The organism is Cereibacter sp. Soil_C_27 (assembly GCF_057657095.1).
Map to the genome: position 1 here is coordinate 1,122,416 of NZ_JBDGJD010000001.1, position 19,545 is coordinate 1,141,960.

The 19,545-nt window shown below is 67.3% G+C and carries 21 protein-coding genes; 10 read left to right on the plus strand and 11 right to left on the minus strand.

Annotated elements, in window-relative coordinates; all coding sequences use genetic code 11:
- From AC3A5Z_RS05535 to tdh, 3 genes are all read left to right on the plus strand, one after another.
- Positions 1 to 1,452 (plus strand): protein adenylyltransferase SelO, encoded by a 1,452-nt coding sequence (locus AC3A5Z_RS05535; RefSeq protein WP_487518361.1) that lies wholly within the window; start codon positions 1 to 3, stop codon positions 1,450 to 1,452.
- Positions 1,453 to 1,523: 71 nt separating this feature from the next.
- Positions 1,524 to 2,717 carry a glycine C-acetyltransferase gene (locus tag AC3A5Z_RS05540; protein WP_487518362.1) on the plus strand — a complete coding sequence of 398 codons (1,194 nt, stop codon included), beginning with the start codon at positions 1,524 to 1,526 and terminating at the stop codon, positions 2,715 to 2,717.
- A gap of 8 nt (positions 2,718 to 2,725) precedes the next feature.
- Entirely contained in the window at positions 2,726 to 3,751 is a 1,026-nt protein-coding gene (tdh, locus tag AC3A5Z_RS05545; protein ID WP_487518642.1) for an L-threonine 3-dehydrogenase, read from the plus strand.
- Positions 3,752 to 3,755: 4 nt separating this feature from the next.
- Here the strand turns inward: tdh and AC3A5Z_RS05550 are convergent, their stop codons facing one another.
- The 5 genes from AC3A5Z_RS05550 to AC3A5Z_RS05570 all read right to left on the minus strand — a co-directional run bounded on the left by AC3A5Z_RS05550 (position 3,756) and on the right by AC3A5Z_RS05570 (position 8,253).
- Positions 3,756 to 3,842, minus strand: coding sequence for a small membrane protein YohP (locus AC3A5Z_RS05550; protein ID WP_107665127.1), 87 nt, complete (start codon positions 3,840 to 3,842; stop codon positions 3,756 to 3,758).
- 91 nt (positions 3,843 to 3,933) lie between these two features.
- Positions 3,934 to 5,052, minus strand: coding sequence for a sensor histidine kinase (locus AC3A5Z_RS05555; protein ID WP_487518363.1), 1,119 nt, complete (start codon positions 5,050 to 5,052; stop codon positions 3,934 to 3,936).
- A gap of 208 nt (positions 5,053 to 5,260) precedes the next feature.
- Positions 5,261 to 5,497, minus strand: coding sequence for a hypothetical protein (locus tag AC3A5Z_RS05560; RefSeq protein WP_487518364.1), 237 nt, complete (start codon positions 5,495 to 5,497; stop codon positions 5,261 to 5,263).
- A gap of 80 nt (positions 5,498 to 5,577) precedes the next feature.
- A complete protein-coding gene (locus AC3A5Z_RS05565) occupies positions 5,578 to 7,680 on the minus strand; it encodes a catalase (protein WP_487518365.1) in 2,103 nt (700 codons plus the stop codon).
- Positions 7,681 to 7,737: 57 nt separating this feature from the next.
- Positions 7,738 to 8,253, minus strand: a complete 516-nt coding sequence (locus tag AC3A5Z_RS05570) for a hypothetical protein (protein WP_487518366.1) — start codon at positions 8,251 to 8,253, stop codon at positions 7,738 to 7,740.
- 173 nt (positions 8,254 to 8,426) lie between these two features.
- Here AC3A5Z_RS05570 and AC3A5Z_RS05575 point away from each other — a divergent pair, with 173 nt between their 5' ends.
- Together AC3A5Z_RS05575 and AC3A5Z_RS05580 are read left to right on the plus strand one after the other, a co-directional pair.
- The gene (locus tag AC3A5Z_RS05575; protein WP_487518367.1) at positions 8,427 to 8,993 is read left to right on the plus strand and encodes a DNA-3-methyladenine glycosylase; all 567 of its coding nucleotides are present in this window, start codon (positions 8,427 to 8,429) and stop codon (positions 8,991 to 8,993) included.
- An 84-nt stretch (positions 8,994 to 9,077) separates the two neighbouring features.
- On the plus strand, positions 9,078 to 9,263 hold the full coding sequence (locus AC3A5Z_RS05580) for a hypothetical protein (RefSeq protein ID WP_487518368.1): 186 nt from the start codon (positions 9,078 to 9,080) through the stop codon (positions 9,261 to 9,263).
- Positions 9,264 to 9,369: 106 nt separating this feature from the next.
- On the opposite strand, the gene AC3A5Z_RS05585 is transcribed toward AC3A5Z_RS05580, so the two are convergent.
- Genes AC3A5Z_RS05585 through AC3A5Z_RS05595 form a run of 3 tightly spaced genes read right to left on the minus strand, consistent with a single transcriptional unit; the run spans position 9,370 to position 11,796 of the window.
- Positions 9,370 to 10,539 (minus strand): DUF3618 domain-containing protein, encoded by a 1,170-nt coding sequence (locus AC3A5Z_RS05585; RefSeq protein WP_487518369.1) that lies wholly within the window; start codon positions 10,537 to 10,539, stop codon positions 9,370 to 9,372.
- Positions 10,539 to 10,943: a phage holin family protein gene (locus AC3A5Z_RS05590; protein WP_487518370.1), complete on the minus strand. Its 405-nt coding sequence runs from the start codon at positions 10,941 to 10,943 to the stop codon at positions 10,539 to 10,541. Before AC3A5Z_RS05590 ends, AC3A5Z_RS05585 begins: the two co-directional genes overlap by 1 nt.
- The gene (locus AC3A5Z_RS05595; protein ID WP_487518371.1) at positions 10,930 to 11,796 is read right to left on the minus strand and encodes a hypothetical protein; all 867 of its coding nucleotides are present in this window, start codon (positions 11,794 to 11,796) and stop codon (positions 10,930 to 10,932) included. The genes AC3A5Z_RS05590 and AC3A5Z_RS05595 overlap by 14 nt, the downstream gene beginning before the upstream one ends.
- 254 nt (positions 11,797 to 12,050) lie before the next feature.
- On the opposite strand from AC3A5Z_RS05595, the gene AC3A5Z_RS05600 reads away from it, so the two are divergent.
- From AC3A5Z_RS05600 to AC3A5Z_RS05620, 5 genes are all read left to right on the plus strand, one after another.
- Positions 12,051 to 12,548: a pyridoxamine 5'-phosphate oxidase family protein gene (locus tag AC3A5Z_RS05600; RefSeq protein WP_487518372.1), complete on the plus strand. Its 498-nt coding sequence runs from the start codon at positions 12,051 to 12,053 to the stop codon at positions 12,546 to 12,548.
- 56 nt (positions 12,549 to 12,604) lie between these two features.
- Positions 12,605 to 12,889 carry a hypothetical protein gene (locus tag AC3A5Z_RS05605; RefSeq protein WP_487518373.1) on the plus strand — a complete coding sequence of 95 codons (285 nt, stop codon included), beginning with the start codon at positions 12,605 to 12,607 and terminating at the stop codon, positions 12,887 to 12,889.
- Between the two features lie 197 nt (positions 12,890 to 13,086).
- The gene (locus tag AC3A5Z_RS05610; protein ID WP_487518643.1) at positions 13,087 to 13,494 is read left to right on the plus strand and encodes a CopG family transcriptional regulator; all 408 of its coding nucleotides are present in this window, start codon (positions 13,087 to 13,089) and stop codon (positions 13,492 to 13,494) included.
- A gap of 13 nt (positions 13,495 to 13,507) precedes the next feature.
- The gene (locus tag AC3A5Z_RS05615) at positions 13,508 to 14,554 is read left to right on the plus strand and encodes an extracellular catalytic domain type 1 short-chain-length polyhydroxyalkanoate depolymerase (RefSeq protein WP_487518374.1); all 1,047 of its coding nucleotides are present in this window, start codon (positions 13,508 to 13,510) and stop codon (positions 14,552 to 14,554) included.
- 216 nt (positions 14,555 to 14,770) lie between these two features.
- On the plus strand, positions 14,771 to 15,193 hold the full coding sequence (locus AC3A5Z_RS05620; RefSeq protein ID WP_487518375.1) for a phosphate-starvation-inducible protein PsiE: 423 nt from the start codon (positions 14,771 to 14,773) through the stop codon (positions 15,191 to 15,193).
- 24 nt (positions 15,194 to 15,217) lie between these two features.
- Here the strand turns inward: AC3A5Z_RS05620 and AC3A5Z_RS05625 are convergent, their stop codons facing one another.
- The 3 genes from AC3A5Z_RS05625 to AC3A5Z_RS05635 all read right to left on the minus strand — a co-directional run bounded on the left by AC3A5Z_RS05625 (position 15,218) and on the right by AC3A5Z_RS05635 (position 19,529).
- Positions 15,218 to 16,588 carry a KAP family P-loop NTPase fold protein gene (locus AC3A5Z_RS05625; protein ID WP_487518376.1) on the minus strand — a complete coding sequence of 457 codons (1,371 nt, stop codon included), beginning with the start codon at positions 16,586 to 16,588 and terminating at the stop codon, positions 15,218 to 15,220.
- Positions 16,589 to 16,726: 138 nt separating this feature from the next.
- Positions 16,727 to 17,812, minus strand: a complete 1,086-nt coding sequence (gene mtnA / locus AC3A5Z_RS05630; protein WP_487518377.1) for an S-methyl-5-thioribose-1-phosphate isomerase — start codon at positions 17,810 to 17,812, stop codon at positions 16,727 to 16,729.
- A 205-nt stretch (positions 17,813 to 18,017) separates the two neighbouring features.
- Positions 18,018 to 19,529, minus strand: a complete 1,512-nt coding sequence (locus tag AC3A5Z_RS05635; RefSeq protein WP_487518378.1) for a UxaA family hydrolase — start codon at positions 19,527 to 19,529, stop codon at positions 18,018 to 18,020.
- Positions 19,530 to 19,545: the final 16 nt, after the last annotated feature.

Below are 19,545 nucleotides of genomic sequence, written 5' to 3' on the forward strand. Positions count from 1 at the left end.
ATGCCCGGTCCGACCTTCGCCTTCGACAACAGCTATGCCCGTGACCTGCCCGGCCTCTACGTCGACTGGCAGGCGGCGCGCGTTCCGGCGCCGCTGCTTCTGCGGCTGAACCGGCCACTGGCGCAGGAGCTCGGGCTCGACCCCGAGGCGCTGGAGGATGCGGGGGCGGAGCTTTTTTCCGGCAACGCTGTGCCCGAGGGCGCGCATCCGCTGGCGCAGGCCTATGCCGGGCACCAGTTCGGCGGCTTCTCGCCGCAGCTGGGCGATGGGCGGGCGCTGCTTCTGGGCGAGGTGCATGACCGGCAGGGCGCGCGGCGCGACATCCAGCTGAAGGGCTCGGGGCGCACGCCTTTCTCGCGCGGGGGCGACGGCAAGGCGGCGGTCGGGCCGGTGCTGCGCGAATATCTGATCGGCGAGGCGATGCACTCCCTTCGCATTCCCACCTCGCGGGCGCTCGCCGCCGTGGCCACCGGCGAGCCGGTGCTGCGGCAGGAGGGCCAGCTGCCCGGCGCCATCCTCACCCGGGTGGCGGCCAGCCACATCCGCGTGGGCACCTTCCAGTATTTCGCGGCGCGCGGCGAGCAGGACAAGCTGCGCCAGCTGGCCGATTACGCCATCGCCAGGCATTACCCGCAGGTTGCCGGGGCCGAAAACCCCTATCTCGCCTTTTTCGCCGCCGTGCAATCGGCACAGGCCGCGCTGGTGGCGCGCTGGATGCTGGTGGGCTTCGTGCATGGGGTGATGAACACCGACAACGTGGCGATCTCGGGCGAGACCATCGATTACGGCCCCTGCGCCTTCATGGAGGCCTATGCGCCGGGCACGGTGTTTTCCTCGATCGACGCGCAGGGGCGCTACGCCTATGCCAACCAGCCGCTGATCCTCGGCTGGAACCTCGCGCGGCTGGCCGAGACGCTGCTGCCGCTGATCGACGCCGACCCCGAGCGGGCGGTGGAGAAGGCGATGGCGGTGCTGGAAGGTGTCGGCGCCGAATACCGCGGTTACTGGCTGGCGGGGATGCGCGACAAGCTGGGGCTTGCGGGCGAGGAGGCGGGCGACATGGAGCTTGCCGAGGGGCTCCTCGCGGCGATGGAGGGGCAGGGCGCCGACTGGACGCTGACCTTCCGCAGGCTGGCCGGAGCCGTGGAAGACGCAGGGTCGCTACGACCGCTCTTCACCGATCCGTCGGCGCTCGACGCCTGGCTGCCGCGCTGGCGCGCACGTCTGGCGCCGGATGCAAGGCAACGGATCGAGGCGGCGAACCCGCTCTATATCCCGCGCAACCATCTGGTCGAGGCGGCGCTGCAGGCGGCGGGGCGCGGCGAGATGCTGCCCTTCGACGCGCTTCTGGCGGTGGTCACCGACCCGTTCACCGAACGCCCGGGGCTCGAGGCCTATGCGCTGCCGGCGCCGGCGGGCTTCGGTCATTACCGCACCTTCTGCGGAACCTGACCGCCGCGCGCGGGGCTGGCGCCGCATCGGTATTTGAGCCAAGAAGAAGCGCAAAGCGCGGGAGATCCGACATGCAGACGGGACGGGTGGCATTTCTGGAGCATCTGGGCGGGGTGCTTCAGGGCATCGAGGCCGAGGGGCTTACGAAGCGCGAGCGGCTGATCACCTCGGCGCAGGGCGCGCGGGTCGAGGTGGCGGGGCGCGAGGTGATCAACCTCTGCGCCAACAACTACCTCGGGCTCGCCGATCATCCGGCGCTGGTGGCGGCGGCGAAGCGGGCGATGGACGAGCATGGCTACGGCATGGCCTCGGTCCGCTTCATCTGCGGCACGCAGGATCTGCACCGCGAGCTGGAGGGGCGCATCGCGCGGTTCCTCGGCAAGGACGACGCCATCCTCTTCGCCGCCTGTTTCGACGCCAACGGCGGGCTCTTCGAGCCGCTCCTGGGGCCGGAGGATGCGGTGATCTCCGACGCGCTGAACCATGCCTCGATCATCGACGGCATCCGGCTCTGCAAGGCCAGGCGCTACCGCTACGCCAATTCCGACATGGCGGAGCTGGAGACGCGGCTGCAGGAGGCGCGGGAGGCGGGGGCGCGCTTCATCCTCATCGCCACCGATGGCGTCTTCTCGATGGACGGTTATCTCGCGAATTTGCCCGAGATCACCGCGCTGGCCGAACGCTACGGCGCGCTGGTGATGGTGGACGACTGCCATGCCACCGGCTTCATGGGGCCAGAGGGGCGCGGCACGCCGGCGCATCACGGGGTGGAGGTGGATATCCTCACCGGCACGCTGGGCAAGGCTCTGGGCGGCGCGCTCGGCGGCTATATCGCCGGGCCGCAGGCGGTGGTCGACCTCTTGCGCCAGCGGGCGCGGCCCTATCTCTTCTCGAACGCTCTGCCGCCCGCCGTGGTCGCCGCCGGGATCGCGGCGCTCGATCTTGTGGAGGCGGCGGATGATCTGCGGGCGCAGCTCTTCGACAATGCCGCGCATTGGCGGGCGGGGTTGACGGATGCGGGCTTCCGGCTGCTACCCGGCGAGCATCCGATCATCCCGGTGATGCTGGACGAGGCCAGGCTCGCGCAGGCCATGGCCGAGGCGCTGTTCAAGCGCGGCGTCTATGTGGCGGGGTTCTTCTTTCCGGTGGTGCCGAAGGGGCAGGCGCGGATCAGGACGCAGATGAACGCGGCGCTCGGCCGCGCCGATCTCGATCTGGCGCTGCAGGCCTTCCGCGAGGCGGGGCGCGAGGTGGGGGCGATATGACCAACGAGATGACGGCGCTGGTGAAGGCGAGGGCGGAGCCCGGTCTCTGGCGCGAGACGCGGCCGGTGCCCGAGATCGGGCCGGACGACGTGTTGATCCGGGTCCGGAAGACCGGGATCTGCGGCACCGACATCCATATCTGGAACTGGGACGACTGGGCGGCGCGCACCGTGCCGGTGCCGCTGGTCACCGGCCATGAATTCGCCGGCGAGATCGTCGAACTGGGCCGCGACGTGGAGGGGCTCTCCCTCGGCCAGCGCTGCTCGGGCGAGGGGCATCTTATCGGGCGGCACTCGCGCCAGAGCCGGGCGGGCAAGTTCCACCTCGATCCCGAGACGCGCGGCATCGGGGTGAACGAGCCCGGCGCCTTTGCCGAATACCTGCGGCTGCCGGCCTTCAACGTGGTGCCCTTGCCCGATGCGATCGACGACGAGATCGGCGCGATCCTCGATCCCTTGGGCAATGCGGTCCACACCGCGCTCAGCTTCGATCTGGTGGGCGAGGATGTGCTGATCACCGGGGCGGGGCCGATCGGCATCATGGCCGCGGCGGTGGCCCGGCATGTCGGCGCCCGGCATGTGGTCATCACCGACATCAACCCGGCGCGGCTGGCGCTGGCCGCCGAGGTGGCCGATGTCACCCCGGTGAACGTCGCCACCGACGATCTGCGCGCGGTCATGGCGCGGCTGAAGATCGTGCAGGGCTTCGATGTCGGGATGGAGATGTCGGGTGCGCAGGTGGCGCTCGACCAGATGGTAGACGCCATGGTGATGGGCGGCCGGATCGCGATGCTCGGCATCCCGCCCGGCAAGTCGCCGGTGGACTGGAGCCGGATCGTCTTCAAGGCGATCACCATCAAGGGCGTCTACGGTCGCGAGATCTTCGAGACCTGGTACAAGATGATCGCCATGCTGGAAAATGGCCTCGACGTGCGCCGGGTGATCACGCATCGCTTCCCGGTCGCACGGTTCGAGGAGGGCTTTGCCGCCATGCGATCGGGGCAGAGCGGCAAGGTGGTGCTCGACTGGGGCTGAGGCCTCAGAAGATCAGCGCGAGCAGCCCGACCACGACCAGAAGGCCGATCAGGAAGATGAAGCCGATGGTGCCACCGATGAACTTGAACATGATAAAGCCTTTCCATTAGGGTCGGAAAGGCAACGCGCGTCGGGACAAAAGGTTTCTCAGTTTCGGGCCGGCGCCGTCTTCGCCGCCCGTTTCAGGCCGCGTGATGCTGTGGCGCGTCGCGGCGCAGCGTCAGGTTCTCGCGCGCGGTGACCAGACGGCAGACCACGCCATCGGGCAGATAGTCGAGCGTGACCGCGCCGTTGAAGTCATCGGCCAGCACGCTGCGGATCAGGAAGCTGCCGAAGCCGCTGGAATTGGGCTCGCTCACCCGCGGCCCGTCCTGCTCGCGCCATTCCAGCACGAATTCGCTCGCCGTCTGCTGCCATGTCAGCGCCACGCGGCCCTCGGGGGTCGCCAGCGCGCCGTATTTGGTGGCGTTGCTCGCCAGCTCGTTCAGCGCCAGCGCCAGCGAGAAGACATGCCGCTCGCCCAGATGCAGGGCGGGGCCCTCGACGTCGATCTGCACGCCCGCCTGCCGGAAAGGGGCCAGCGCGCTTTCGACCACGGCGCGGATGTCGGCGGCCTCGTGATCGTCGCTCATCAGCACCGATTGCGCATTGCCCAGCGTGGTCAGCCGTCGGGTCAACCGTTCGTTGGCCTCCTTGACGGTCTGCGAGCTGCGGTAGGTCTGGTTGGCGATGGCCGAGACGATGGCCAGCGTGTTCTTCATCCGGTGCATCAGCTCGCCGTTGCGGATGCGCGCTTTGCGCTCGGCCTGCACGCTCGAGGTGGTTTCCACCACCGTGTCCATCATGCCGCAGACGGCACCGCTGTCGTCGCGCAGCGGGCTGTAGGCGAAGGTGAAGTTCGCCTTCTCCATCTTGCCGGAGCGGTCGATCTCGACCTCGTAATTCTGCATGAAGACCGGCTCGCCGCGCAGGGTGCTTTCGACGAAAGGGCCGATCTCGCTCCAGGCTTCGGCCCAGAGCTCCCGCATCGGCTTGCCCAGAGGTGCGGGCTTGGTGCCGAGGATCGGACGAAAGGCGTCATTGTGGATGGTGGTCAGCTCCGGCCCCCAGGCCAGGAAGGCGGGGAAGGGCGAGTTGAGCACGTTGGAAACCGAGACGCGCAACGCGGGCGGCCAGTCGCATATCGGGCCGAGCGGGGTTGCCGCCCAGTCGAAACCCGCGACCGCCACTGCCATCTCGCCGCCACCCTGGAGAAAGCCCGGATGCTTGCCATTGCCCGCCAATCGCACTCTCCTCTGCAAGCCTGGATCCTTCGAAAGCAGGACGCATTGCACGTTCCGCTCCCTTGGCAAGGCACAAATGAGTGACGCGCGGTTCAGGTTCCGACTGAAAATACAGGGTGTTGCGATTTTGCGCCGCAGCGCCAAGCCCTTGCACAATCCGGCGGCAATCCGCCGATCCGCAGGGCCGGGAAGGAAAGCGCTCGGCTCTCCTCCCGCCGGTGCCGGATCAGTAGTTGCCCGGCGGATCGCTGGCCGGGAAGGACTCGTCGATCTGCTCGTCCACCTCGTCCCAGTTGCGCGGCGGCGTGTCCATGTCATGCGTGCCCGCCGAGCGGATCTCGCGGAAGCCGGCGCGGTCGGAGGATTTCATCAGCTGGCGCACGGCCAGCGCGCCGAAGGCGCCCAGCACCACGGCCGAGGCGATCATGATGGTGGAGGAACGGTTGTCGGAATCGTATCTCATCGAAATACCTTTCTGTCTTGCGCGAGAGGCGCCTGGAAAAACGCGCGGACCGGGGCAGGGTTCCCCGGTCCGCCGCAGGCTCAGCCGACCAGCGTCGCCTCGCGCGGCCAGAAGCGCAGAGCGCGGCAGGCGGTGACGAAGCCCTCGACCGAGCCTTCCGACAGTGCCATGTAGCCGCCGTCGATCTTCTCGCCCAAGGCGCAGGCCGCCACCAGCGCCTCTGCCCCGTCATGGCCGATCACCTTGCAATGGGCATGCGCATCCTTGAGGAAGTCCTGCGCGGACGGATGCTCGGCGATCATCGCCGCGTCATCGCCCGGCAGGATCGCCACCGCGTCGAAGAGCACCGACGGCCCGCCGCCGATCTTCTCGTCCGCCGGATGCAGCGTGCCCGCGCTGTCCCTGATGCCGCCAACCTTGGGCGCGATCAGCTTCATCATCGCGCCCTCCGCCGCCAGCGCCGCCTTCAGCGCCGAGAGGATGCCCGCATCGGCGCCGTTGCCGACCAGAACCCCGACGGTGCGCCCGGCGAAATTGTCCGGGCCGTTCTTGAGGATGCTCAGCGCGTCCGAGGTCGCCAGATCCTGCCGCGTGGGCCGCGCCGCCGGGGCGGCTTCGGGCATCTCGGGCAGGCCCAGACCGTCGCGCACTGTCTCGGCCAGATCGGCGTCGATGTTCAGCAGATGCGCCACGATCCGCGCGCGGATCTCTTCCTCGTGGCATTTCGACAGCTCGAAGATCAGCGCATTCTGGATATGGCCCTGCTCGATCTCGGTCTGGCTCAGGTAGAACTGCCGCGCCTGGCTGTAATGGTCGGCAAAGCTTTCCGGCCGCAGCCGCCGCTTCTCGCCCTCTTCCTTCACGACATAGGAGACATAGCCCTCCAGCGGATGCGCCCGCGGGCCGACGCCCCAGCCGTTCGGCTCGTAGTTCACCCGGCCCTTGCGGTTGGAGGTCTGCATGTGACCGTCCTGCTGGTAGTTGTGCACCGGACAGCCGCGCGGGGCGTTGATCGGCAGCTTGGTGAAGTTGGGCGAGCCCAGCCGCTTCAGCTGCGTATCGAGATAGGAGAAGTTGCGCCCCTGCAGGAGCGGGTCATTGGTGAAATCGATCCCCGGCACCACGTTCTGCGTGCAGAAGGCGACCTGCTCGGTTTCCTCGAAGAAGTTGTCGACCACGCGGTCGAGCGTCAGCGTGCCGACGATCTCCACCGGCACCAGCTCCTCGGGGATGATCTTGGTCGGGTCGAGCACGTCGAAGTCGAAGCTGTCGGCGAAGTCCTCGTCGAACAGCTGCACGCCCAGATCCCATTCCGGGAAGTCGCCCGCCTTGATCGCGTCCCAGAGGTCGCGGCGGTGACGGTCGGGATCGGCGCCGTTGATCTTCAGCGCCTCGTCCCAGAGCACCGACTGCAGGCCCTGCTTGGGCTTCCAGTGGAACTTCACGAAGGTCGACTTGCCGGCGGCATTGACGAAGCGGAAGGTATGCACCCCGAAGCCTTCCATGGTGCGGAAGCTTTTCGGGATCGTCCGGTCGGACATCTGCCACATCACCATGTGCATCGACTCGGGCGTCAGCGAGATGAAGTCCCAGAAGTTGTCATGCGCCGACTGCGCCTGCGGGAAGCCGCGGTCGGGGGTGGGCTTCACCGAATGGATCAGGTCGGGAAACTTGATCGCGTCCTGGATGAAGAACACCGGGATGTTGTTGCCGACCAGGTCCCAGTTGCCCTCGTCGGTGTAGAACTTCACCGCAAAGCCGCGCACGTCGCGCGCAAGGTCCACCGAGCCCTTGGAGCCCGCCACCGTCGAGAAGCGCACGAAGGTCTCCGTCACCTTGCCCTCCGACTGGAAGGGGGCGGCGCGGGTGATGTCGGTCAGGGCCTTGGTGCATTCGAAGATGCCATGCGCGCCGAAGCCGCGGGCATGGACAACACGCTCCGGAATGCGTTCGTGGTCGAAGTGGAAGATCTTTTCGCGCATCACGAAATCTTCCAGCAAGGCCGGGCCGCGCGCACCGGCGCGCAGCGTGTTCTGGTTGTCGGCGATGGTCACGCCCTGAGCGGTGGTCAGCCGGTTGTCGCCGTCGCCGGCATGCTGGTGAAACTCGCCACCGGCGCCGTAGTCGGAGACCAGGGTTTCGAAACTTCCGGGGCGGTGGGCTGGCTTGTCATCGGCCGACATTGACGGCTCCTTGCTTGGGGAAAGGGGGGAGGGCCGGGGCGCGGGGGCCCCGGGGGCTCATTCGGGATCGAAGGATTTCACCAGCGCGCAGGCCTGGTTCCACAGCGTCGCATCGCCGGGCGATGCGAGGGCATCCGAGGTCGTGGTGGTATCGGTGGAGACGGAGCTCGGGTCACGCGCGCCGCCGGTCTCGGTCGTGCCATTGGCTTCGGGCAGCTGGGCCGCCGTGTCGCCGTCGCTCGGGCCGCCCGCGCCGCCCATGGCACCCGCGTCGATCAGGAAGGCGGCGCAGTCGCGCTTTGCCTTCTGCTTTTCCTCGGGATCGAGCGCGGCCCAGCGGGTCTCGACCTCTTCGGTCGGGCGGATCTCGGTCATGGTGGCATCGGTGAAGAACACCTCGCGCACCGGCTCGTTCCAGCTCCGCGCAGAGATGTCCTCGGCGGTGCCGGTGCCGGTGGCACCGGCATCGGGCGTGCCGGGGGCGGTGGTGTCGCTGCTCTGCGCGACGACGCCCGTGGCGAGGCCGAGGCCCAGCGTGGCGGCGAGGGTCAGGGTGAGGGGCAAACGGGTCATGGGGGATCCTTTCACAAGAACTGCACAGGGTCAGGCAAGGGGGGCGCAGCCTGCGGCCCCGGGACGTGGCCTCAACCGGGCGCCGCGCCTAATGTTCCGTCGAGCGTGGCGCTTCCGCAAAGTCAGGGCCGATTGGCCGTGCGGGGCCGGACGCGCTGCCCTAGAATGAGGCGATGCCCCGCCCGGAGACCGCCATGCCCGCCAGCTTCTGCAACCGCCCCGCCGTCGCGGTGGCCGCCGATCTTCTAGGCGCGCTGCTGGTGATCCGGGGCTGCGGCGGGCGCATTGTCGAGACCGAGGCCTATGCCGCCGACGATCCCGCCTCGCACAGCTTCCGCGGGCCCGGACAGCGCAATGCCGCGATGTTCGGCCCGCCCGGCCACGCCTATGTCTATCGCTCCTACGGGCTGCACTGGTGCCTCAACGTGGTCTGCCTGCCCGGTGAGGCGGTGCTAATCCGGGCGCTGGAGCCGCTGGAGGGGGTGGAGCAGATGCAGGCGCGGCGCGGCCAGGACAACCCGCGCGCGCTCTGCTCGGGGCCGGGCAAGCTGGGGCAGGCGCTCGGCATCGACCGCGCCGACGACGGGGTGGCCTTCGATGGCGAGAGCCATGTCCTGCGCCCCGATCCGCTGCCGGAGACGGCGCGCATCGCCGGTCCGCGCATCGGCATCAGCCGCGCGGCAGAGCTCCCCTGGCGCTTCGGCCTGCGAAGCTCGGCCTTCCTCAGCCGCCGGTTCTGAGGGCGGCGGCGGGGAACATTCCGCCGCCATCCGCGCTTTTTACCCAGAGGCGGCACGACCGCCCGAGCAACGCAGGAGTCGCAGATGACCCTTATCCTAGGCCCGAACGATCCTCCGACCGACCCGCCGATCAGCCCGCCCGATCCGGACCCGATGCCCGATCCCGGCCCGGATCCCTATCCCGATCCGATGCCGGACCCGGACCCGATCCCGGCAGGCGATCCGCCGATGCCCAACCCGGGCGAGCAAACGCCGCCGATCTATTCCTGAGACGACCGAAGGGCGGGGATTTCCCCGCCCTCTCTTTTTGCGCCCCCGTCAGAGCAAAGAAAAAGGGCGGGGAAAATCCCCGCCCGTTCCCCGGCCTGATCTTGGATCAGACGTTGTACTTCGGCTTCGACGCATCCGTGCTGCCGACGCCCGAGGCCCCGACCGGCTTGCCGAAATCCGACTTGCCCGCTTCGGTCTTGCCCGTCTCGGACTTGCCCGCTTCGGACTTGCCCGTCTCGGTCTTGTTCGCATCGGCCTTGGCATCGCCATGCAGCACCGGATCGACCTGATCCTTGGCTTCCTGCACCGCGGCATCGGCCACGCGCTCCAGCTTCGAGACGACCGTCTCGCCCTTCTCCGGCACCAGACCTTCATCGCGCGCCGCATCCACGGCGGCGTCATAGGTCTGATGCGCGGCGCTCATCGCCCGTTCGCGCAGTTCCGACGACGCGACCTTCGCCTCGTCGAGCAGGCTGTCGCGGTAGTCGCCCATCATCCGGTCTTCCGTCCGGGTGCGGGGCAGGGCGGCGCCGATCACGGCCCCGAGCACCACCGCGGCGGCACCGATCAGCAGCGGCTGCTGCTCCATCGTGGCCGACACGCTGTCGCGGGCGTGGCTGGCGCGGTCATAGGCGGCATGACGCATGTCGCTCGCCCGGTGACGCAGGTCGTCGGCGCGGTGACGCAGCCCGTCGGCCCGCTCACCCATGCTCTCGCGCAGGTGCTGGGCGCGGTCATAGGCGCTGTCGCGCATCGCCCCCGAGCGTTCCGACACGTCGTCGGCATAGCGCCCGGCAGAATCCCGCGTGCCGCTCAGCGTCGACGAGATCTTCTCGCCCGCCGCCGAAGCCGCATGGCTGACGCTGTCCGCTGCGCCCGAAACGGCACCAACGACCCGGTCGATCACGCCGCTGCGCTGGCCGCGCTCGTCACGCCAGTCGCGCGAGGCGCTGCTTCCGGAGTAGGGCTCATAGCTGCCCGAACGGCCGCGGTAGCCGTCGTAATCGACGCGGCGCGGACGATCCTTGCCGCCCGAGTTGCTCAGCGCGAGCCAGGCCAGCCCGAGGCCGATCATGCCGAGGGCGACGGGGTTCTCGCGCACTTGGCGCCCGGCGCTGTGCAGCGCGCTGCGGGCATCCTCGATGCCGATGAACTGGCCCACATCGTCGATCACCTGATTGACCGACATGCGGTCCTTCAGCGCGTCCAGCGTGCTTTCCACGCTGGCCCGGCGGGCTTCGACTTCGCGTTCAAGATGGTCTGCGGTATCGCTCATCAGATTTGCTCCCGTGCAAGCCGTGCATCACGGCTGGTTTGTTCGATGGTGCGTTCAGGCACCAGATTGGCCGCGCTCATGCTCTTCTTGCCGCGCAGGATCAGCATCGCGCCGATCAGCGCCAGCACAGCACCCACGATGGTGGCGGCCCAGGCCGGCCCGACCCAATGGGCCAGCAGCACCACGAGGGCCTGTACCAGCACCAGAAGGGCCACCAGCAGAAGGATGCCGCCAGCGGCGATCATCTCGGCACCGACCGCCATGGTCTTGCCGGCTTCCATCAGCTCGGCCCGCACCAGCTTGCCTTCGGTGCGCACCAGACCGGAGAGGTCGCGGATCAGATCGCCGAGCAGGTCCGCGATGGACCTGCCCCCGTTCAGCGGCTCGCGCTCACGATTTTCCATCTTTGGCTCCCGGGGTCGTGGCGGGCTTGGTGAACCCCGCGGTGCCGGAACCCGCGCCCAGGTTCGACACGCCACCGGCCTGGGCACCGCCCGGCTGGCCGACGCCACCCTGACCGTAGCTCAGATCGCGCGCGCCACCCGGAACCGAGCTCGGCGTCGCCGAAGGCTGGCCGGTGCCCGAGGGCAGGTCTTCGTGACGGCCGCTGCCATAGGCGGCGGTGTCGGGACGTGCGCCCGGCTGGGCGGCGCCCGATTGGCCATAGCTCGGCTCGTGGCCCTTGGGCCCACGGTGCAGCACGGCGGGGCGCTCGGTCTGGTCGCGGTCATAGTCGTCCTCGTCCCAGAACCCGCGGCTGCGCGTGCTGCCCGAGTTGCTGGCGACAAGGAAGCGGCCCGCGGCAAGACCGGCCAGAAGCGCGCCAGCGATGAACAGCGTCGGGTTCTCGCGGCCATAGCGCGACAGGTTGCGACCGATGTCCTCGGCGGACTGATACTTCAGCCGGTCGGCCATGTCCTCGATGGTATTCACCGCCTGATGCACCATGCGCGGTGCGGCGGGGGCATCCTCGTTCTTGTCCAGATCGTCGGCGGCCTTGCGCATCGCATGCGCCACGCCTTCCAGACCTTCGCAGAACATGCCCTTGCGCTTGTCGATCTCGTCCATCATCAGGCTCTGCACGCTGCGGCCAGCCTTGGACGCCTCGCTGCGGGCCTTGTCGGCGGCGCTGTGCAGGCCGGCCTTGGCTTCGTTCATCTCGCGACGCGCGGCGTCCTTGGCCTGATCTGCGAGGCCCGGACGCGATTGCGATCCACCGGCATCTGCCGTGCCCGGCTTCGTCTTATCGGTTTGCATGCTCATCTCCTCGCGTAAAATGGGAAGGGTCTCAGCGACCCGGCTCGGCAGTAAAACAGGGGGTGCCGGGGATTTGTTCCGCAGCCCTCCGGCGTTAAAAAACGGGAACCGAGCGGGTTTCGCGGCGTTCGCGGCCTCGACCCGCGTCCCGCGCGCGAGATGGGGGGAAAGCCGCCGCCCGCAGCGCCCGGGCGCAGGGAACGAAGCCCGGGGCAGGCGGGTTGAGGCGGGCAACCAACTTCAGGAGCTTTCCCATGTCCGATATGGACCTCGCCCAGAACGACCCCAAATCGCTGCTCTGGAAAGAGCTGAAAGACCTCCGTGCCGGGATGCTCGGCATCGTCGGCTCGGGCCAGCATTTCCAGCCGATGTCGCATCACGTCGATGAGCCGGGCCGCAAGCTCTGGTTCCTGACCAAGCGCAGCACCGATCTCTTCAAGGCGATCCAGCCCGGCAGCGTCGCGCATTTCGTGGTGATCTCGAAGGCGCAGGACTTCCACGCCTGCATGTCCGGTCCGATCGTCGAGCAGATGGACCGCGCCATGCTCGAAGAGATGTGGAATCCGGTGGTCGCTGCCTGGTTCGACGAGAAGACCGATCCGGATCTCGCGATGATCGTCGTCACCCTCGACAGCGCCGCGCTCTGGGCCTCGACCTCCAGCACCACGCGCTTCGCCTACGAGATCGCCAAGGCCAACATGACCGACAGCGATCCCGATGTCGGCGTCCACAACGTCGTGAGCTTCGGCTGAGGGAACTTTGACCGGCGACGCGGGTTCCGCCCGATGTCACCAAGGGAGAGACAGCAATGGAATTCCTTCTTGCGATCGTCGTCTTCGGCGGGATGCTCGCGGTCTGCCTGATCGGCTTCACCACGGCCTCCCGTTCCGCCGCCAAGCTGAACCCGGTGGGCAGCTTCGGCCCCTCCTATGCCGACCGGAAAGCCTACCAGCCGGAGCGCTCTCCGGCCCGCAGCGACGCCCCGGCGCATGATGCCTTGGCCCAGGTCGCCCAGACCCAGGAACATCCGATCCTGCAGGCCACCGAAGCCAAGCCGCGCCCGGTCAAGAACCAGCCCGGCAAGCTGATGTGACGCGACGTCGTCAGCCGTGAACCGAGGGAGCGCAGTCTTCGAAAGAAGGCTGCGCTTCTTGGCTTTAAGGGCCGTGCAGCCGCAGCATTCCCTTCGCACCTGCAGCAACAAACCCGGCGCTCCCCCTTGCCGAACCGACTTTACCAGTCATATACCATCCATGTGGATGGCAAGGGGATGATCCGATGTCGAGCAACATGCAGGAACTGCGCCCCCGGGCGCCCGAGAGCGAGAAGATCACCATCAATCTCGGCTATGTCGATCTCGGCCGCATCGACCTTCTGGTGCAGGAGGGCTTCTACTCCAACCGCACCGACCTGATCCGCAGCGCCATCCGCAACCTGCTCGACCGGCACGGCGATCAGGTGGAGAAATCCGTCGCCCGCCACCAGCTCGACCTCGGCCTGCGCGCCTATTCCCGCGCCGATCTCGAGGCCGTCGAGGCCGCGGGCGAGGTGCTCCACATCCAGGTGCTCGGCCTCGCCATCATCGCCCGCGACGTCCCGCCGGATCTCGCCCGCGCCACCATCGCCAGCCTCCACGTCCTCGGCTCGCTGCAGGCCAGCCCCGAGGTGCGTGCAGCCCTCTCCGACCGTATCCGCTGAAAGGATCAGCCCCATGAACCCGAAAATGGCGGAAGCCACCCGCCTGACCCGAGAGGGCCGTCTCAGCGAAGCCATGGAAGTCATCCGCGGCGCCATGGGCGGCACTCCCGCCGCCCCCACCGCTGCCGCAGCCCGCCCCACCGACCCCGACGTGATCGACCTCGCCCCGCCCGGCGCCGCCTCGAAGGCCTGGTCGCTCCGCCCCAAAGCGACGCCGAAATCCCGCGGCCTCACCACCCACAGCTTCGCCGCCGCCCAGGGCCAGCGTGCCTACTGCCTCTACGTCCCCGCCGGCCATGACGGCCCGCTCCCCCTCGTCGTCATGCTGCACGGCTGCACCCAGAACCCCGAGGATTTCGCCGCCGGCACGCAGATGAACGCGCTGGCCGACGAGCTCGGCTTCGTCACCGTCTGGCCCGAACAGCCGCAGGCCGCCAACATGCAGCGCTGCTGGAACTGGTTCAACACCGCCGACCAGCAGCGCGATCAGGGCGAACCCGCGCTCATCGCCGGCATCACCCGCGAGGTCATCGCCGCCCAGAACATCGACCCCGCCCGGGTCTATGTCGCCGGCCTCTCGGCCGGAGGCGCCACCGCCGCCATCATGGGCGCGACCTATCCCGATCTCTACACCGCCATCGGCGTCCATTCCGGCCTCGCCCATGGTGCCGCCACCTCCGTCGCCTCCGCCTTCCAGGCCATGCGCCAGGGCGGGGCGGGCAGCGGCAGCCGCAAGATGCCCGCCATCGTCTTCCACGGCGACCGCGACACCACGGTGAGCCCGGTGAACGGCGCGCAGGTGCTGGCGCAATTCACCCCGCCCGCCGACGCCACCCTGACCGAGCGCGCGGAGACCGGAACCTCCGCCGGCGGCATGGCCTTCACCCGCACCGTCCATGCCGATGCCGGGGGCATCCCGCGCGCCGAGCACTGGGTGCTGCACGGCGCGGGCCACGCCTGGTCGGGCGGCAGCGCCGAGGGCAGCTACACCGCCCCCACGGGCCCCGACGCCAGCCGCGAGATGCTGCGCTTCTTCCTCGCCCAGGCCCCCGCGGACTGACAGGGGGCACCGCAGGGCCCCCCCCCGCGAGGCGCCGCCCCCAGCGGCGCCCGCAGACCTGCAGCGGCGCCGCCCCCAGCGGCGCCCACAAATCTACAGCGGCGCCGCCCCCGGCGGCGCCCGCAGGCCCACAGCGTCGCCACCCCGCAAACCCGTTGCCGCAGCGTCCCGTCCCGGCTAGGCTCTCTCCCGTGCCAGTGCCAGCGGACAATGCCCATGCCAAACCCCGCGCCCGATCCCGTGCCCGACCCGCTCCCGCCGCCGCTCGCCTCGCCCGAGAAGACCCTCGTGGTCCGCGCCCTGAGCCTCGTCGAGCATGGTCTCCTGATCTTCGTCGCCCTGATGACCCTCGCCGCCACCGCGGTGGAGATCGGCTCGATCCTCGAGAACCGCACGGTCGGCCTCGGCGACATCCTCCTGATGTTCCTCTACACCGAGGTCATCGCCATGGTCGCCGTCTTCTACACGGGCACGGGCCTGCCTTTCGTCTACCCAATCTTCATCGCCATCACCGCGCTCGCCCGGCTGATCGTGCTGCAGGGGAAGGACATGGACCCGCAGAACATCGTGCTGGAGGCCTCGGCCATCCTGCTGCTCTCGATCGCGGCGGTGGTGCTGATGCGGGGGACGCGGGGGTAAAACAATCCTCCAGATCGACCCATCTTAAGTCACTCGCATAATGTTGAGCCAGTCGTCGTGGATCCGTCTCGGCAGTGAGGAAACGCTTCTGGCATTGCCAAAAACATCAAACAGCTTTCCAAATTGCTTGGCCTCGTCAGGATCATCTATCTTTCCCTTTTGAACTATATAAAGCCATAGTGTGAACTGCAGGTACCTTGCATGGTCATAGTCGGGGTTTGCATCCCCGTTTTGCAGGTAATGCGCTAGAACTAGTTGGGTTGCACCGAAGTAACTTTCCAGTTCAACTTTGCTGACAGTGCTGTTAAGAAACTTCGGGAAAAGATCTGGGAAAGAAGTCTTTGTGACAATCAGTGTCGCTAATACGCAGTTCCAGCCAAATAGGTATTCTTGCTTCAGAACGGCTTCTGGCAAGAGAGAAATTGCAGACAGCATTTTTCCAATATCCCGAATGGCTATTGGATGGAGTGCCGACACGAGTCTTAGGTGATTAGTCAGGGTATCTAGTAGAAGCGGTGGCGTCTCCATCAGCCTTCCCATATGCTCGGCATATTTTATGACAGAAGAAACGCGTTTATCATTACCGACATGCTCAGGTAGGTTGCAGCTGAAGCTGATGAACTTTCCAAGATATGCCTTCGCGTCGATGCTACCACCATAGCGCGCCTTTACACTATTCTCCAATGCCAGAAGATTGACTCCCATCACGAAATGCAGCCGAGGCACATTAAAGAAATGTTTGATGATCTCAAGAATTTCCAATGCATAGTCGGGGCGGCACCTGTCCAGCTCGTCAACGACTATAACAAATGGCTTAATCTGTTGCTCTTGCCCTGCACCTTCGGTCATTAGAGCAGTGAGTGCCGAGCGAAATTCTTCCATTGCGGCACGGCGACCTTCCTCTCTTTGCCAAAAGCCCTGTAGCGCCACGTCGGCTTCGCCTTTTGCCGACTCTACTACTGCATCCCCCAAATCACCTAAAGCTTCGGTAGCTCCAAACGATGCCACAGATAAACCAATGCGCGCGATTGGGCGGAAGAATTTCAAGGCAACCGCCTTAACTCTGTCGAGGTTCGGTTTGCTTGCAGCGGGTAGGCGCTCAGCCAAGGCACCGACAAGAGCGATTAGGGGATCATCAAGGTAGTCGTGCGAGAATGCGTCAAAATAGAGCGTTGTCGCCGTTCCACCGTTTTGTAGTGTATGCGCTCCTACCCATCGCTTTAAAAAGTGGGACTTACCAGTTCCCCATCGTCCGTCGAGGGCCACGACAAGTGGATCCTCTATTCGTTCAAGCACCTCTGAAAGTGCCTTGCTTACTGAGCCACGGTCGAGGATATCATCGTTGAATCCTTGATTGTAGAGATCGACACTTTCCTCAGGGGGCAAGAACTTCATTTTCTTTCCTGTCGCTACTATTTTCAGACGGTGCTTTGCGCGGGCACTCTATGTGCGGTTCAATCACTAATATTTAGTGAATATCTGAAAAATAAAACATAAATTTCAACCACTTACCCTCATTTTCACGCGTGAAAATCACACCCCCGCCTCGGGAAACATCGCCCGCATCGCTCCCGGCTCGGCGGCGCAGACCCCCCGTTCGGTGATCAGCCCCGTCACCAGCGAAGCCGGGGTCACGTCGAAAGCCGGGTTCCGCGCCGGTGTCCCGTCCGGCGAGATCTGGACCGAGATCACCCGCCCCGACCCGTCCTTGCCCTGGACATGCGTCACCTCTGCCCCCGACCGCTCCTCGATCGGGATCTCCCGCACCCCGTCCCGCACCGTCCAGTCGATGGTGGGCGAGGGCAGCGCCACATAGAACGGCACCCCGTTCGCCTTGGCCGCCAGCGCCTTCAGATAGGTGCCGATCTTGTTGCAGACGTCGCCATTCGCCGTGGTCCGGTCCGTGCCCACGATCACCAGATCCACCTCGCCATGCTGCATCAGATGCCCGCCGGCATTGTCCACGATCAGCTCGTGGCTCACCCCGTGCGAGGCCATCTCCCAGGCCGTGAGCAGCGCCCCCTGATTGCGCGGCCGGGTCTCGTCGACGAAGACATGCACCCCGATCCCCGCCTCGAGCGCGTGATAGATCGGCGAGGTCGCCGTCCCCCAATCCACCGTGGCAAGCCAGCCGGCGTTGCAATGGGTCAGGATATTGACCGGCCCGGCCTTCCGCGCCGCGATCCGGGTGATGATCTCCAGCCCCGCCACCCCGATCCGCCGGTTGATCTCCACATCCTCGTCGCAGATCGCCGCCGCCCGCCCCGCCGCCGCCGCCGCCCGCTCGGCCGGGGGGAGCGGCGCCAGCACCCGCCGCATCTCGTCGAGCGCCCAGCGGAGGTTGATCGCCGTGGGGCGCGTCGCGTGCAGCACCTCCCAGGTCTCGGCCAGCGACGCATCCGACGGGTCCGCCGCCATCTGCACCGCCATCCCCCAGGCCGCCGTCGCCCCGATCAGCGGCGCCCCCCGCACCCACATGTCACGGATCGCCGTGGCGAACTCCCCCCGCTCCCGCAGGGAGACGATGCGGAACTCATGCGGAAGCCAGCGCTGGTCGATGATGCGGACCTCGCCCTCCTCGACCCAGATGGAACGGAACGGGGTGCCATTGATCTTCACGGGGAGCCTCCAGCCAGAGCGGCGGCAAGGGCGCCGCCCCGCCAGAAGGCCCACCCCGCGCCCGCCCGTCAAGCCCCCGCCACCGCGACCATGCGCCCCTCCGGGCGCAGATACTGATGCCCCACCTCGCGCGACCGCAAAGGTCGTGCCGCGGCAGCGCCGTCCGAGGGGGCTCGATGCCCCCGAGGGCGGCACCCCCGGGCGGCTACATCACCGCGCCCATCTGCCACGGCACGAATTCCGCCCCGCCGAAGCCCAACTCCTCCGACTTCGTCTGCTCGCCCGAGGCCACGCGCAGAAAGAGCTCGAAGATCTCGCGCCCCTTCGCCTCCAGCGTCACACCCTCGGTGACGATATCGCCGCAGTTGATGTCCATGTCCTCTGCCAGCCGGGTGAACATCTCGGAATTGGTCGCGAGCTTGATGCAGGGCGTCGGCTTGTAGCCGGAAACCGAGCCGCGCCCGGTGGTGAAGGCGATCAGGTTGGCCCCCGAGGCGATCTGGCCGGTCACCGAGCAGGGGTCGTAGCCGGGGCTGTCCATGAAGACGAAGCCGCGCTCGGTGATCGGCTCGGCAAAGCGGTAGACCTGGGTCAGCGGCGCGGTGCCGCCCTTGGCCACGGCGCCGAGCGATTTCTCGAGGATGGTGGTCAGCCCGCCCTTCTTGTTGCCGGGGGAAGGGTTGTTGTCCATCTCGCCCCCGTTGCGGGCGGTGTAGTCCTCCCACCAGCGGATCCGGTCGAGGATCTTCTGCCCGACCTCAGGGGTCACCGCGCGGCGGGTGAGCAGGTGTTCGGCCCCGTAGATCTCGGAGGTCTCGGACAGGATGGTGGTGCCGCCGTGCGCGACGAGGAGGTCGGAGGCGACGCCGAGTGCCGGGTTGGCGGTGATGCCGGAATAGCCGTCGGAGCCGCCGCATTGCATGCCGATCACCAGATGCTCGAGCCCGGCGGGCTGCCGGGTGGCGCGGTTGGCCACCTCGGCCATTTCGCGCAGCACCTCGAGCCCGCGCTCGATGGTCTTGCGGGTGCCGCCGGTTTGCTGGATGGTCATGTAGCGGAAGTTGCCATCGGCCCGCATCCGCCCGGCCCCGATCAGGTCGGGGATCTGCATGACCTCGCAGCCGAGGCCGACGAGCAGGATGCCCGCGAAATTCGGGTTGCGGGCATAGCCCTGCAGGGTGCGGAACAGCGTGTCGTAGCCTTCGTCCTTGCCCGACATGCCGCAGCCGGTGCCATGCACGATGGGCACCACCCCGTCGACATTCGGGAAGGCTTCGAGCCAGCCGGGTTTCTCGGCGGCCTCGGCGATGAAGCGGGCGACCGAGCCGGAGCAGTTCACCGAGGTGAGGATGCCGAGGTAGTTGCGGGTCCCGACCGAGCCATCGGCGCGGTGATAGCCCAGAAAGCTGCACGGGGCTGCGGGCGCGGGCAGGGGGCGGATGTCGCTGGCGAATTCGTGCCGCTCCTCATGCCCGCCCATGCCGAGATTGTGGCTGTGGACGTGATCACCCGCCGCGATGTCCCGGGTCGCCTGACCGATGATCTGGCCGTAGCGCCGCACCAGCGCGCCTGCGGCCAGGGCCCGGGCGGCGATCTTGTGGCCGCGCGGGATGGCGGCGGCGGTGACGCAGCCTTCGAGCGCCGTGCCGGGCGGCAGGTCCTTCAGTGCGATCAGGACACTGTCTTCGGGATGCAGGCGGAGCGCGTCGGCTGTCATGGCGGGACCGGAAGTT

Excerpts from the sequence above, each read along its gene's own strand:
- AC3A5Z_RS05590 (WP_487518370.1), bottom strand. The coding sequence starts at position 10,943 with ATGGAAAATCGTGAGCGCGAGCCGCTGAACGGGGGCAGGTCCATCGCG.
- AC3A5Z_RS05615 (WP_487518374.1), top strand. The coding sequence starts at position 13,508 with ATGAACCCGAAAATGGCGGAAGCCACCCGCCTGACCCGAGAGGGCCGT.
- AC3A5Z_RS05620 (WP_487518375.1), top strand. The coding sequence starts at position 14,771 with ATGCCAAACCCCGCGCCCGATCCCGTGCCCGACCCGCTCCCGCCGCCG.
- AC3A5Z_RS05565 (WP_487518365.1), bottom strand. The coding sequence starts at position 7,680 with ATGTCGGCCGATGACAAGCCAGCCCACCGCCCCGGAAGTTTCGAAACC.
- AC3A5Z_RS05600 (WP_487518372.1), top strand. The coding sequence starts at position 12,051 with ATGTCCGATATGGACCTCGCCCAGAACGACCCCAAATCGCTGCTCTGG.
- AC3A5Z_RS05610 (WP_487518643.1), top strand. The coding sequence starts at position 13,087 with ATGCAGGAACTGCGCCCCCGGGCGCCCGAGAGCGAGAAGATCACCATC.
- AC3A5Z_RS05560 (WP_487518364.1), bottom strand. The coding sequence starts at position 5,497 with ATGAGATACGATTCCGACAACCGTTCCTCCACCATCATGATCGCCTCG.
- AC3A5Z_RS05550 (WP_107665127.1), bottom strand. The coding sequence starts at position 3,842 with ATGTTCAAGTTCATCGGTGGCACCATCGGCTTCATCTTCCTGATCGGC.
- AC3A5Z_RS05595 (WP_487518371.1), bottom strand. The coding sequence starts at position 11,796 with ATGCAAACCGATAAGACGAAGCCGGGCACGGCAGATGCCGGTGGATCG.
- AC3A5Z_RS05540 (WP_487518362.1), top strand. The coding sequence starts at position 1,524 with ATGCAGACGGGACGGGTGGCATTTCTGGAGCATCTGGGCGGGGTGCTT.
- AC3A5Z_RS05580 (WP_487518368.1), top strand. The coding sequence starts at position 9,078 with ATGACCCTTATCCTAGGCCCGAACGATCCTCCGACCGACCCGCCGATC.
- AC3A5Z_RS05575 (WP_487518367.1), top strand. The coding sequence starts at position 8,427 with ATGCCCCGCCCGGAGACCGCCATGCCCGCCAGCTTCTGCAACCGCCCC.
- AC3A5Z_RS05605 (WP_487518373.1), top strand. The coding sequence starts at position 12,605 with ATGGAATTCCTTCTTGCGATCGTCGTCTTCGGCGGGATGCTCGCGGTC.
- AC3A5Z_RS05570 (WP_487518366.1), bottom strand. The coding sequence starts at position 8,253 with ATGACCCGTTTGCCCCTCACCCTGACCCTCGCCGCCACGCTGGGCCTC.
- AC3A5Z_RS05625 (WP_487518376.1), bottom strand. The coding sequence starts at position 16,588 with ATGAAGTTCTTGCCCCCTGAGGAAAGTGTCGATCTCTACAATCAAGGA.
- AC3A5Z_RS05585 (WP_487518369.1), bottom strand. The coding sequence starts at position 10,539 with ATGAGCGATACCGCAGACCATCTTGAACGCGAAGTCGAAGCCCGCCGG.
- AC3A5Z_RS05635 (WP_487518378.1), bottom strand. The coding sequence starts at position 19,529 with ATGACAGCCGACGCGCTCCGCCTGCATCCCGAAGACAGTGTCCTGATC.
- tdh (WP_487518642.1), top strand. The coding sequence starts at position 2,726 with ATGACGGCGCTGGTGAAGGCGAGGGCGGAGCCCGGTCTCTGGCGCGAG.
- AC3A5Z_RS05535 (WP_487518361.1), top strand. The coding sequence starts at position 1 with ATGCCCGGTCCGACCTTCGCCTTCGACAACAGCTATGCCCGTGACCTG.